This window comes from Bacteroidota bacterium (genome assembly GCA_017303975.1).
GTDB lineage: Bacteria > Bacteroidota > Bacteroidia > JAFLBG01 > JAFLBG01 > JAFLBG01.
Genome location: JAFLBG010000032.1, coordinates 1 through 13,034, shown reverse-complemented (window position 1 = coordinate 13,034; position 13,034 = coordinate 1). Strand labels below are relative to the sequence as shown.

11 protein-coding genes and 1 pseudogene are annotated in these 13,034 nt (G+C 35.6%); 3 read left to right on the top strand and 9 right to left on the bottom strand.

The genetic code is table 11. From position 1 onward, the window contains the following. Window positions 1–5 precede the first annotated feature (5 nt). Window positions 6–725 carry a 2-phosphosulfolactate phosphatase gene (locus tag J0M08_10695; protein ID MBN8703524.1) on the top strand — a complete coding sequence of 240 codons (720 nt, stop codon included), beginning with the start codon at window positions 6–8 and terminating at the stop codon, window positions 723–725. A 201-nt stretch (window positions 726–926) separates the two neighbouring features. Here J0M08_10695 and J0M08_10690 read toward each other — a convergent pair whose 3' ends face one another. From J0M08_10690 to J0M08_10660, 7 genes and pseudogenes are all read right to left on the bottom strand, one after another. After that, window positions 927–1,367, bottom strand: coding sequence for a DUF1573 domain-containing protein (locus J0M08_10690; GenBank protein MBN8703523.1), 441 nt, complete (start codon window positions 1,365–1,367; stop codon window positions 927–929). 24 nt (window positions 1,368–1,391) lie between these two features. Then, on the bottom strand, window positions 1,392–1,895 hold the full coding sequence (locus J0M08_10685; protein MBN8703522.1) for a DUF1573 domain-containing protein: 504 nt from the start codon (window positions 1,893–1,895) through the stop codon (window positions 1,392–1,394). A 57-nt stretch (window positions 1,896–1,952) separates the two neighbouring features. After that, window positions 1,953–2,339 carry a DUF1573 domain-containing protein gene (locus J0M08_10680; protein MBN8703521.1) on the bottom strand — a complete coding sequence of 129 codons (387 nt, stop codon included), beginning with the start codon at window positions 2,337–2,339 and terminating at the stop codon, window positions 1,953–1,955. Window positions 2,340–2,610: 271 nt separating this feature from the next. Further along, the gene (locus J0M08_10675) at window positions 2,611–3,996 is read right to left on the bottom strand and encodes an NAD(P)(+) transhydrogenase (Re/Si-specific) subunit beta (protein MBN8703520.1); all 1,386 of its coding nucleotides are present in this window, start codon (window positions 3,994–3,996) and stop codon (window positions 2,611–2,613) included. Between the two features lie 37 nt (window positions 3,997–4,033). After that, a pseudogene (locus tag J0M08_10670) lies at window positions 4,034–4,402 on the bottom strand (four helix bundle protein). A gap of 41 nt (window positions 4,403–4,443) precedes the next feature. Next, complete coding sequence (locus tag J0M08_10665; protein ID MBN8703519.1) at window positions 4,444–4,749, bottom strand: NAD(P) transhydrogenase subunit alpha; 306 nt, start codon at window positions 4,747–4,749, stop codon at window positions 4,444–4,446. A gap of 25 nt (window positions 4,750–4,774) precedes the next feature. Then, complete coding sequence (locus J0M08_10660) at window positions 4,775–5,902, bottom strand: Re/Si-specific NAD(P)(+) transhydrogenase subunit alpha (protein MBN8703518.1); 1,128 nt, start codon at window positions 5,900–5,902, stop codon at window positions 4,775–4,777. A 54-nt stretch (window positions 5,903–5,956) separates the two neighbouring features. On the opposite strand from J0M08_10660, the gene J0M08_10655 reads away from it, so the two are divergent. Further along, window positions 5,957–8,515 carry a carboxypeptidase-like regulatory domain-containing protein gene (locus tag J0M08_10655; GenBank protein MBN8703517.1) on the top strand — a complete coding sequence of 853 codons (2,559 nt, stop codon included), beginning with the start codon at window positions 5,957–5,959 and terminating at the stop codon, window positions 8,513–8,515. A 49-nt stretch (window positions 8,516–8,564) separates the two neighbouring features. Next, complete coding sequence (locus J0M08_10650) at window positions 8,565–9,044, top strand: LEA type 2 family protein (protein MBN8703516.1); 480 nt, start codon at window positions 8,565–8,567, stop codon at window positions 9,042–9,044. A gap of 16 nt (window positions 9,045–9,060) precedes the next feature. Here J0M08_10650 and J0M08_10645 read toward each other — a convergent pair whose 3' ends face one another. Further along, the gene (locus J0M08_10645) at window positions 9,061–9,255 is read right to left on the bottom strand and encodes a hypothetical protein (protein MBN8703515.1); all 195 of its coding nucleotides are present in this window, start codon (window positions 9,253–9,255) and stop codon (window positions 9,061–9,063) included. 16 nt (window positions 9,256–9,271) lie between these two features. Then, window positions 9,272–12,571, bottom strand: coding sequence for a preprotein translocase subunit SecA (gene secA, locus J0M08_10640; protein ID MBN8703514.1), 3,300 nt, complete (start codon window positions 12,569–12,571; stop codon window positions 9,272–9,274). Window positions 12,572–13,034: the final 463 nt, after the last annotated feature.

Here is a 13,034-nt window from a genome sequence, read left to right as displayed (position 1 = left end):
AATCAATGAGTTTAACAATAGACGCCTGTTTCTCCCCTTACTTATATCCTGTTTACAGGAATGATGACAACATTGTTGTAATCATTGATATACTTCGTGCTACGTCTGCTATCTGTATCGCTTTTGAAAATGGTGCCGAAAAAATAATTCCAGTTGCTACGGTTGAAGAAGCTAGAAAATACAAAGAACAAGGCTATTTAGTAGGTGCAGAGCGCGATGCGGTAAAGCTCGATGGTTTTGATTTTGGGAACTCTCCATACGATTACATGGGTGAAAACATAAAGGGACAAACGCTGGTACTTACAACCACAAACGGCACACAAGCTATTGAAGCTGCCAAAGAATCACACAAAGTGGTAATTGGTTCGTTCTTAAATATTGATGCGTTGTGTGATTGGTTGGTAAAGCAAAATAAAAACATATTATTGTTGTGTTCCGGGTGGAAAAACAAATTCAACTTGGAAGATGCACTATTTGCAGGATCCGTAACAGAAGAAATCCAAAAACGTTCAGCAGAATATGCGCACGGAGACGGATGTCTAGCTCTTAAATATTTATACCAAATAGCCGAAAAAGATCCCCTTAAATTTTTAAATTACTCCTCACACAAAGAACGCTTGGCTCGTTTAGGACTAAAAAACGACATTCGTTTTTGCTTAACTCCTAATCAAACGTCCATTATTCCTGTGTTACAAGATGGTGCTTTGGTTGCTATTAAATCATAGAAGCTATTGTAATAAGCGCACTATCTATCTTAGTAGGTGCAGCCTCAATTTGGTATTAGGAAGGCATTTTACTTATTCAAAATACCAAACTCCTTACTAATCTTTAGTTATATGCAGTTGGCTTTTGAGGAAAAACATTATAACAAAAAAGCCGTTAGATGTTTTATCTAACGGCTTTTTTGTTATAAAAATTTAACTAGCTTAGTTCGCTTTCTTTTCTCCTTCAGCTGGAGCAGCAGGTGCCGCTTTTACAGACCCTTTAATTCTTATTACTTTATTAGCTTCTTTTGCATTAGAAGTTAGAGTAACAGTTTTTTCGAAATTACCTACACGTTGTGTATCGTATTTTACTTTAATTACACCACTTCCACCTGGCTTAATAGGTTCTTTAGGCCATTCCGGAGTAGTACATCCGCAAGATCCAACAGCATTAGTAATGATTAAAGGCTCTTTACCTACATTTTTAAATTTAAACTCACGCACTCCATTCGATCCATGCTCTATTAAACCATAATCCATCACTTCAGTTTCAAACTTCATATCCGGAGCGTTCGGATTAATAGATGTAGTAGTAGATTCCTGTGCATTAGAAGCAAATACTAAACAAAGTACTACTCCAATTGATAAAATTGCTTTTTTCATAGTTTTCTTTTTTATAATCTGTTTTTAGTTAAATCCGGTTGTTGTTTTTTCAAAAGGTGTTGCGCCATTGTCTGTTTTCTTAGTTGGAAATGGCTCTTCAGCAGGAGCTGCTTCTACCAATCCCTTTATCTTAATAACAGCAGGGCTATTTTTGGCATTAGATGTAATGGTTACACTTTTACTAATTGCACCTACCCGCTTAGTATCATAATGAACCTTAATAGTGCTTGATTCTCCCGGCTTAATTGGTTCTTTAGGCCAAATTGGCACGGTGCAACCACACGATCCTTGTGCATTACTAATTATCAAGGGCTCTTTTCCTGTATTTTTGAATTTAAACTCACAATTTCCATCTGCGCCTTGTTTTATGGTGCCATAATCGTGTGTTTCTTTTTCAAATTTTAGTTCTGCAGCATTTGGATTTACAGCAACCGCAGGTGTAGATTCTTTTGGTGCTACTTTTTCTTGTGCGTTATAATTTGCAAAGAAAGCTAAAGCTAACGCTCCTGTAATTACTAATTTTTTCATTTTATTCAATTTATAATTTTTAATTCTTCATTTATAATTTCAAACTTTAGTTTGGAACTACCCGCCTATATTGCCTTTCAGCTTCAATATAATTGGTCCGGTTTGTGAATTTGAGCGTATGGTTACGTATTTGTCAATTGGTCCGACACGTTCTGTGTAATACTTAACTTTTATTTTACCTGTTCTTCCTTTTCGTATTGGTCTTTTAGGCCATTTTGTAACTACACAAGCACATCCGGGCTCTACGCGATCGATTATCAAAGGGTCTTGTCCTTCATTTTTAAACTTAAACTCACAACTACCATCAGCTCCTTTTTTTATCGAACCAAAATCATATGTTTCGTTGTCAAATTTAATAATTGGAGCAAAAGGATCGCTAAAGGTTGTTTGCGCAACAAAACCCCAACTAATTAAAGTAAATACAACTATGACAATATTTCTCATTCCTAACAATCTGTTAACCTAAAGATACAAACTTATTCTTTTATACATAGTGTATCAATAGTTGTGCCAAAATTATTTAACATTAATTAACGGAAGTCTTTTTGTTGTTTTCCATTTTAAAATGAAGTTGTTTAAAGTCAGGCTGTGAATAAAGTCCATTCAACTGTAATGCCTATGAAAATTGACATCTCCGGCCTATTTGGAAGAGATTCCTGCATTTGCGGGAATGACATATAATGGTTACAAAATTGAACTTTAAACAATTTGTAAGCTAAAGTGTTTTAAGCTCTGCTACAAGATCAGTGAGTGCTTTTTTGGCATCTCCAAAAAACATACTTGTTTTAGGATTGTAGAATAATAAATTATCAATTCCGGCATAACCGGCATTCATAGAGCGTTTATTGATAATAATATTTTTAGCACGCTCTACCTCCAAAATTGGCATTCCATAAATAGGGGAAGATGGGTCTGTTTTTGCCGCAGGATTCACAACATCATTCGCGCCTACTACAAGCACTACATCTGTCTGGTCAAACTCAGGATTAATCTCTTCCATCTCAATTAACTTTCCATAATCTACATTCGATTCTGCGAGCAACACATTCATATGTCCAGGCATACGTCCTGCTACAGGATGTATTGCATACTTAACTTCTACCCCTCGCTCTTCCAATAAAACTTCTAACTCGTGAATAACGTGCTGTGCTTGTGCCACAGCCAATCCATAACCTGGTACGATTACTACTTTTTTGGAATAATTCATCATTACTGCCAAATCGCTAACTGTTACATCTTTTATACTTCCTTTTGTGTCATCGCCAGCACCTGCAGCAGCAGCTCCACCACCAAATGCACCAAATATTACATTGCTCAATGGCCTATTCATGGCTTTACACATAGCCAATGTAAGTAATGTACCTGCAGAGCCAACTAATATACCGCCAGTAAGCATTACATAATTATCATATAAAAATCCTCCGAAAGCCGCAGCTAATCCGGTAAATGAGTTAAGCAACGAAATTACAACCGGCATATCTGCACCTCCAATTGGAACTGTAAATAAAATTCCGTACAAAATAGCTAGCACAAATAATGCATATAACATTGCAGCACCTGAAGGAGATGCAACTACTATCCATGCTGCAAACACTAGCAGCGTAAGCATTACAACATTGTTAATTAAATTATAGGAAGGCAATCGAACAGGTTTATTCATAGTTCCATTCAACTTCAGATATGCAATAATTGACCCCGAAAAAGAAACACTACCAATTACCAACCCTGCTACAATTGGAATTAAAGCACTTGTATTATTTAAATTGTGTTCGTATTCCATCAGCCCTATTAACGCAGCACAAGCCCCACCCATACCATTAAACATAGAAACTAATTCAGGCATTTTAGTCATCTGAACTCGCTTTGCGGTAAACCAACCTATAATAGTACCTAACGCAATAGCCGAAAAAATTAGACTATATATAATAGGAGATACAGCTCCTTCGTGCAAAAATATGGTGCCAATAATAGCAACTGTCATTCCCACAGCTCCCACCAAATTACCCTTTCGAGCAGTTTTGGCATTGCCCATCATTTTAAGTCCAAGAATAAAAGTTACCGATCCAATTAAATAACAAATTTCGAGTAGTGCGTGTTTCATACCTTTTTTTTAATTTCTAATACCTAATTTCTAAATTCTAAAAATTAGTAGTCTTGATTAATGATTTCTTATAAATTGCGCCTAATATATTCTTCAATTCAGTTGCTTCATTTATTAAATCAACCCTTTCTTTGTCAGTTGTTTTTACCTCAACATCCAGTAATCTTAGCCACAAAATACTTTCCTTTCATTCCTTCTTTGAAATTCTAATTTTCATTAAAAAATCCTTATCTCCTAATTTTTCGTTCGCTTCTATATAGTTTGCAGCTATTGAGCCGGATGCCCTTACTACCTGTTTTATATCTTCCTTATTCCAAACATTTTTTTCTAGCTTTTTAACAAATTCCCTAGTCTTCTTTGCAAATAAAAATGTCCTTTCCTCTAAATCATACACCTTATTTCCCATTTCTTAGAATTTAGTGTTTAGTATTTAGAATTTTAAGAACATTATTTCTTCTTAAACATTTCCAACATCCTGTCTGTAACAACAAATCCCCCAACCACATTTAATGTTCCCAGTAGTACTGCCAAAAATCCTAATCCGAGTGCTATATAATTTGTGGTATCTACATTCAACATTACGTGAATAGCACCTACAATTACAACTCCGTGAATAGCGTTGGCACCACTCATTAGTGGAGTATGCAATACTGTTGGCACACCACCAATAACTTCGATTCCCACAAAAATAGAGAGTATCACAAAGTAAATTAAATCACGATGTTCTGAAAAAAGAGTTAATACGTTTTCCATATAAATTTATTTTTTAAATTAAATATTAAGCTACTTTGGCTTTAACACTGGGATGTACAGCTACACCGTTGTGTACAATCAACGAACCCTTCGTAATTTCTTCGTCTAATTCCCACTTAAATTTATCTTTATCTGCTAAATGAAGAAAAAGTGTTTGCATATTTCGTGCATACAAATCGCTTGCATTCATAGGCAATAAACTTGGAATATTACCTTCTCCAATAATTGTAACACCGTGCTTTTGAACTGTTTTATTTAATTCGCTACCCACCACATTTCCTCCTTGCTCAACTGCCATATCAACAATTACAGAGCCGAATCGCATGCTTTTTACCATTTCATCTGTAACTAATAGAGGCGCTTTTTTTCCCGGAATTAATGCTGTAGTAATAACTATGTCCGCTTCTTTCACGTGTTTAGAAACAAGCTCTTGCTGCTTTTTCAAAAATTCTTCAGACACTCCTTTTACATAGCCACCTTCCATCTTAATACTTTCATCGCCCTTTACTTCGATAAATTTTCCTCCTAACGACTGCACTTGTTCTTTTGTTTCTGGTCGAATATCACTTACTTCTACTACTGCACCTAAACGTTTAGCAGTTGCAATTGCTTGCAAACCTGCTACTCCCGCTCCAAATATTACAACCTTAGCTGGACGAATTGTTCCTGCCGCAGTTGTCATCATTGGCAATATTTTTCCAATGGTATCTGCAGCAAGCAATACGGCCTTATAACCGCCCAAATTTGCTTGTGAACTAAGTGCATCCATTTTTTGTGCACGAGAAATACGGGGCACTGCATCCATGGAAAATGCCGATATACCTGCCTTTTCGCACGCGCTTACCATTTCCGGATTTGTGGCTGCCCACATGAACGACATTAAAACTGCACCTTTTTTCATAGTTGCAATTTCGTCAACAGCTGGTGCATTTACTTTTAATACCACATCAGAATCGGAGTAAATTTTATTCTTGTCTGCAACTATTGTTGCACCTGCTGTTTGATATTGTTCATCTGCAAAAAAAGAATTTATCCCGGCTCCAGCTTCTATTTGCACTTCAAATCCCTTTTTCACAAGGTCTTTTACAACATCGGGGCTAAGTGCAACACGATTTTCTTTCAGTTTTGTTTCTTTAGGAATTCCTAATTTCATAACTAACAGTTTATTAGTATCTTAAAGTATGAAATTGTTGCTGAATTAGCAAATATGCGTGTTTATATCCCAAGACAACTAAATTTCCGGATTCCTATTATTGCATTGAAACCGCTACTGGCAATGGCATTCCTGCTAATATCCCCCAACATAGTTGCCTACCGACTAAGTGGAAATATAAAAGATAGCGATGGGAATACGATTCCCTACGTAAGTGTGTACATAAATAAAACCACGTACGGTGTTTCGTCTAACATCAAAGGAGATTACTTTATCGAGTTAGATAATGGTAATTACGAAATCGTTTTCTCCATGATTGGCTACGAAAAAAAAATTGTACCCATTACCATTTTTCAGAAAAATGAAATTCTAAATATTACACTATTGCCTTCTGTTTCGCAGCTTAATGAAGTTACGATTACTACTGAAAAAGAAGATCCTGCTTATGCCATTATTCGGAAAGCACTTGGTGCAAAAAGTAATTTCAGAGAATTGTCCGACAACTATACGTGCAATGCATACATAAAATCTTCGTTAGAAAAAGAATACATTAAAAAAATAAAAAAAGATTCATTACAAGAGGAGGAAGAAAAAAAGCTTACAAAAGAACGTATGAATTTTATTGAATCGTTTGCTACTGTTTATTTTTCTGCACCCAACAGTTTAAAAGAAATTAAAGAAGCGTACAAAGATTTGGCAGATAAATCAACTCATAATAATTTTACAATATCATTTTACGATGACAAGGATAAACCAAAACAAGCAGCTGTAAATCTCAACTTATTTAAAACAAGTATTGCAGATGCCGAATTTAATTTTTACGACAACTTGATTGCAAACCCAACACTATTAAGCTCTCCATTAGTATCTCCTTTAAACAATGCTACTTTTTTGTCGTACCGATTTAAACTGGAAGAGTATTTTTGGGAAGACAACGTGTGGGTAAATAAAATAAAGGTTACACCACGAAGAACTGATGCAGCACTATTTAGCGGACATATTTATATTGTAGATAGTATTTGGTGCATTAAAGCAGTCGATTTAGAAATTGATAAATCAGTACTTACGCACTTCAATTATTTTAGACTGTTTCAAAAATACTCACAACTAAATAACAATAAATGGGCTTTAACAAAAGAAGAATTTTTTTATAACACAAAAGAAGGCAAAGCCACCATGATTGGCAGCACCTATATTCAGTATAGCAATTATAATTTGAATCCGGTTTTTAAAAAGAATTTTTTTAACAACGAGCTAAGTGTAATTACAGATAATGCTTACGACAAAGACACATCCTACTGGAATAGCAAAAGACCCATAACGCTAAAAGAAGAAGAACAAAAATTCATTGCTACCACAGATAGTATAGACACTTACTACAAATCACCCAAATATTTGGCTATGCAAGACTCGTTAACCAATAAAATATATTGGTACGAATTTCTCGGAGGCGTATCGTTTGAAAATAGCTTTAAAAAGCAAGACTGGTACATTGATGGAATGATAAATAATACCCTCTTCGGAATTTTTGGAGTTGGCGGATATAGGCAGCGCTTGGCGGGAAACTATACCAAAGAATTTAAAAAGGGATACAAATTAACAATAGGAACCGCATTGCACTACGGATTTACCAATAATGATTTAAAAGGCGATGCGTCTGTTTCGTACACGTATTTGCCCAAAAAATTTGGTCGCATTCATACCAAATATTCCAATGATTATGGATTTGTAAATGGGTACGAATCGTTTGCAAACATTTTAAGCATGAGCAATATTGTAAACAATGTTGGCTACGATATTGGAAATGAAATCGAAATATTCAACGGTGCGTATCTGGATGTAACGGCTGAATATACCGAAGTAAATACGATTACCAATTTAAAATATAGTAGCTGGTCGAATGACGCATTTGGCAGCAATAATCAAGGAGCTGCATTTCCTGATTTTACAAAATTTGCATTAGAATTCACCTTGAAATATACACCCGCACAGAAGTTCTACACCGAGCCTTACAAAAAAATTGTGATTGGTTCTAAATATCCAACCTTTGCAGTAGCTTATAAAAAGGGCATTCCAAACATTCTTAAAAGTATTTCCAATTACGAATTTATAGAACTCCGAGTTTGGGACACATGGAAATTTGGCTCCTTCGGAGAATCGAAATGGAAAGTGTACACTGGTAAATTCTTAAACAGTAAATCATTGCTATTTACCGAGAATAAATTTTTTAGAAGATCCGATAATTACTTTTTTTCCGACCCGTTGCGCTCCTTTCAATTGCTAGATACTTCTTTGAATACTACTAACGAGTATTTTCAAGTTCACTACTTACATCGGTTCAATGGAAAAATTTTAAATAAAATTCCATTACTAAAAAAATTGAAATTAATGGAAGTTGCCGGAGCAGGCTTTTTAGCGATAAATAAAAATAATTTTCAACATGCAGAAGTTTACGGAGGCATTGAAAAACCTATAAACATAAACAAATGGAAACTTCGTTTTAAAATTGGCACATATTATGTTGTATCTAAAAGTGCACATGCAGACGTTTCCGGAATGTTAAAATTCGGAATTGATATTTTCGATTCATTTAGGGGTGCTTGGGGGTATTGAGGAAATTGCGAATTAAGAATTATGAATGTTTAATTAAAACGAAAACAAATTGAGAAAAAATATAAAATACGGGGTACAGTTTCTGTTGGTATTCATTATAGGTAGCTTTATGCAATCCTGCAAGCCAATAGAGCCAATTGTTTTTAAGAAATTGAACGAAGCAAAAGTTAAAAGTATTTCTTTAGACAAGGGTATTGATGCCACTATTAATGCAACAATTGATAACCCTAATAAAATGGGGGTTAAAATTTATGGTTCTGCATTAAATGTAAAAATTAACAATATAGATTTAGGGTTAGTAAAACTAGATGAAAACATTAAAATAAAAGCCAAAGGAGAACACACCATACAATTTGACATTCACGGGGAATTACCCGGAATTTCAATGGGTTTGCTTGCTCAAGCTACACAACTGGCAAAAAGCAAAGATGCCACCGTACAAGTAAAAGGAACTATCACCGTTGGGAAATTCTTATTTAGAAGAACCATTCCGGTGGAGGTTACGAGCAGAGTACCGATTCAGAAATAAATTGATTCCATTTTTTTCAATCTCTACCCTTAAAAGAATATCCATTATTTAACCAAGCACACACAATCCAAAAGCCTAATGCAACAAAAGGAGAAACAATATGATGCCATTGAGCATCGTCTCTTGTAAAATAAGAATACCCTCCTTTGATTAATTGATATAGTCCAATTAAAATTGGCCATAATCTTCTATATCGTCTGATGTTGTTCATGTTCCACTTCTATCTATTACTTCCCATGGCACTGTTTAAACTTCTTGCCACTTCCGCAAGGACAAGGATCGTTTCTGCCAATTTTTACTTCTGCTCGTACCGGTTGAGTTTTAGGTTGGGCAGTAGTTGTTCCATCAGAAGATGTTGTGGTAGTTTGCTCTGCACGTGATTCTTTAAGCTGTTGTTTTTGCGGAACAACCCTAGCTTGCTGCTGTGGCAATGGTTGATCGGTAGAAGTAGGTAATTGAGCTTTAAACAAGAACGATGCAATATCCTTATTTACTTCGCTCAACATTTTTTTAAATAGTTTAAACGACTCAAACTTATATATCAGCAACGGATCTTTTTGTTCGTACACCGCATTCTGAACCGATTGTTTCAAATCGTCCATTTCTCGCAAATGTTCTTTCCAGGTATCGTCAATCATGGCAAGCGTTACACCTTTCTCAAAAGACAATACCACTTCTCTACCCTGGGTTTCAAAAGACTTACGCAAATTAGCATACACGCTTAATGTCTTGATTCCATCAGAAAAAGGAATAACAATATTTTCAAAATTATTAGTCGCATTCAAAAATATGTTGCTTATTACAGGAAACGCCTTAGTTGCAGCATCCTCTGTTTTTTTGGTATAGCTAGCTTGCAAAATATGATAGGTCTTATCTACCAACTCGGCTGTAGCTTTCTTAGTAAGTTCCTCTTCTGTAAAAGGAACTTCCATTGAAAATATTTTGATAAAATCTAAACTCAACGTTTCGTAGTCGGCAGCCTCTTTAGCTTCAGTAATCAATGACTCACAAATATCGTATATACTATTTGCAATATCAATTGACAAACGCTCTCCGAATAAAGCATGTTTACGCTTTGTATAAATTACATCACGTTGCGCATTCATCACATCATCGTATTCAATCAATCGCTTACGAATACCAAAGTTGTTTTCCTCTACTTTTTTCTGTGCTCTTTCTATCGAACGGGTAATAATGCTGTGTTGAATTACCTCTCCTTCCTCAGCCCCCATTCTGTCCATGATAGCAGCTATTCTTTCTGATCCAAATAGACGCATCAAATCATCTTCCAACGAAACAAAAAACTGTGAGGTACCCGGATCTCCTTGTCTTCCGGCTCTACCTCGCAACTGCCTATCCACACGTCTAGACTCGTGTCTTTCTGTACCAATAATAGCAAGACCTCCGGCCTCCTTTACTCCTTCACCTAACTTAATATCTGTACCCCTACCAGCCATATTCGTAGCAATAGTAACGGTTCCCGGCTTACCAGCTTCTGCCACAACATCTGCTTCTTTTTGATGCAACTTAGCATTTAACACATTGTGTTTAATGCCTCGCAATTTCAACATCCTACTTAACACTTCCGATATTTCAACCGATGTAGTACCCACCAATACCGGCCTTCCGGCTTTTACACATTTATCAACTTCATCAATTACGGCATTATACTTTTCTCGTTTGGTTTTGTAAACCAAATCTTCCATATCTTTTCTAACAATTCCTCTGTTTGTAGGAATTACAACAACATCTAACTTATAGATATCCCACAACTCACCTGCCTCTGTCTCTGCAGTACCTGTCATACCGGCAAGTTTATGGTACATTCTAAAATAATTCTGCAATGTAATAGTTGCGTAGGTTTGTGTCGCAGCTTCAATTTTTACGTTTTCCTTCGCTTCAATTGCTTGATGCAATCCATCTGAATACCTCCTACCATCAAGGATACGCCCTGTTTGCTCATCAACAATTTTCACTTTGCTATCCATTACTACATACTCTACATCCTTTTCGTACAATGCATATGCTTTAAGCAATTGTTGGATGGTATGTACTCGCTCCGATTTAATAGCAAAATCACGAAGCATTGTTTCTTTTCGTGTTATTTTCTCTTCTGCAGTAGCTGCAGACCGCTCTATATCCGCTATTTCGGCACCTACATCAGGCAATACGAAAAATTTAGAGTCTTCGTCATTTGAGGTAATTAAATCGATCCCTTTATCAGTCATCTCGATAGAATTATTCTTCTCATCTATCACAAAAAACAATTCAGCATCCACCTTATGCATCTCTCTTGACTGATCCTGCATGTATTGATTTTCAGTTTTCAACAAAGTAGTTTTAATACCCGGTTCACTTAAAAATTTAATTAAGGCTTTGTTTCTAGGTAATCCTCTGTAACAACGCAGCAAAGCCAATCCTCCTTCTTTTTCATTTTTCTGTTCTGTGAGCAATCGTTTTGCATCTGCCAAAACGGTATTCAAATATGTTTTTTGAGCATTAACCAATTTTTCTACTTTGGGTTTCATTTGCATAAACTCCTGCTTATCGCCTTTAGGCACAGGCCCTGAAATAATAAGTGGAGTACGCGCATCATCAATTAATACCGAATCTACCTCATCTACAATGGCAAAATGGTGTTTACGTTGCACCAATTCCTCTGGAGTACGAGACATATTATCTCTTAAATAATCAAAGCCAAATTCATTGTTTGTGCCGTATGTAATGTCCGCCAAATAAGCCTTTCGTCTTTCTTCGGAATTAGGTTCATGCTTATCAATACAATCAATTGTTAATCCTAAAAACTCAAACAATGGACCGTTCCATTCCGAGTCGCGTTTCGAAAGATAGTTATTTACAGTAACTACATGCACGCCTCTTCCGGCTAATGCATTCAAATACAAGGGTAATGTAGCAACCAATGTTTTCCCCTCTCCTGTTGCCATCTCAGAAATTTTCCCTTGATGCAACACCACACCACCAATCAACTGCACATCGTAGTGAACCATGTTCCAAGTAATTTGACTTCCTGCCGCTATCCATGAATTAGTCCACAACGCTTTATCGCCCTGTACCTTTACATATTCCTTAGTAACAGCAAACTCTTTATCTAAATCCGAGGCACTAACTTCTATCGTTTTATTCTCTGAAAAACGTCTTGCAGTTTCTTTCACCACAGCAAATGCTTCCGGCAAAATATCCATCAATGTTTTTTCAATTATTGAAAGCGTTTCTTTTTCAATTTCATCAATTTGCTTATATAGCTTTTCTTTTTCATCTAAAGAGAGTGTGGTATCCTCTTCCGTTTGCTTTTTAAGCGCAGCTACTTTATCCGTATTTTCCTTACAAGCTTCGGCAATTGCAGCTTTAAAACTTGCTGTCTTATTACGCAACTCATCATTGGAAATGGACTGCAATTTTGCATACTCTTCTTTTATTTGCTCTACAATAGGATATATATCTTTTACATCTCTATCTGATTTATTTCCGAAAAGTTTTGATATGGATTTTGTTATAAAATCTAACATGTTATCTTAAATTAAATTCTTTTTTTAGCATTTTTAAAAGGTAACTAAGTTAATGTAATTTTGTGAGAGTAAGAAAAACCTAAATTTATGTGCTGTTTTGAAATAGAAGAATAACACAAGCTACATAGTAGAAATGTATGTTGAAACAACTAAAAAAACTTGACTCTTATAGAGTCTGTTTAAAATTCATATTTAAGAACAACCTCCGCACACATATATCGAATCCGCTCCATTTATCAATTCACAAAATTGTCTTAACCATAAAAACGATTATATGCTGCTAGATTAGATATTGATTAATACTTTCGAAGTTCTGAAATATTTAACAACTGCCTCAAGAAATAATAGCCCCAACACTTCTTGTTTTTTAAAATGATTGTATTTTTGCCGTGCGTGTTTACCAGGGCAACATACTTTAAATTGGCTATTCTTAGTGTATTTATTACACTGAGCACCGCACTAT

Bases quoted from the DNA above. Each gene is read 5' to 3' on its own strand.
- J0M08_10695 (MBN8703524.1), top strand. From the start codon at position 6: ATGAGTTTAACAATAGACGCCTGTTTCTCCCCTTACTTATATCCTGTT.
- J0M08_10690 (MBN8703523.1), bottom strand. From the start codon at position 1,367: ATGAAAAAAGCAATTTTATCAATTGGAGTAGTACTTTGTTTAGTATTT.
- J0M08_10685 (MBN8703522.1), bottom strand. From the start codon at position 1,895: ATGAAAAAATTAGTAATTACAGGAGCGTTAGCTTTAGCTTTCTTTGCA.
- J0M08_10680 (MBN8703521.1), bottom strand. From the start codon at position 2,339: ATGAGAAATATTGTCATAGTTGTATTTACTTTAATTAGTTGGGGTTTT.
- J0M08_10675 (MBN8703520.1), bottom strand. From the start codon at position 3,996: ATGAAACACGCACTACTCGAAATTTGTTATTTAATTGGATCGGTAACT.
- J0M08_10665 (MBN8703519.1), bottom strand. From the start codon at position 4,749: ATGGAAAACGTATTAACTCTTTTTTCAGAACATCGTGATTTAATTTAC.
- J0M08_10660 (MBN8703518.1), bottom strand. From the start codon at position 5,902: ATGAAATTAGGAATTCCTAAAGAAACAAAACTGAAAGAAAATCGTGTT.
- J0M08_10655 (MBN8703517.1), top strand. From the start codon at position 5,957: ATGCGTGTTTATATCCCAAGACAACTAAATTTCCGGATTCCTATTATT.
- J0M08_10645 (MBN8703515.1), bottom strand. From the start codon at position 9,255: ATGAACAACATCAGACGATATAGAAGATTATGGCCAATTTTAATTGGA.
- secA (MBN8703514.1), bottom strand. From the start codon at position 12,571: ATGTTAGATTTTATAACAAAATCCATATCAAAACTTTTCGGAAATAAA.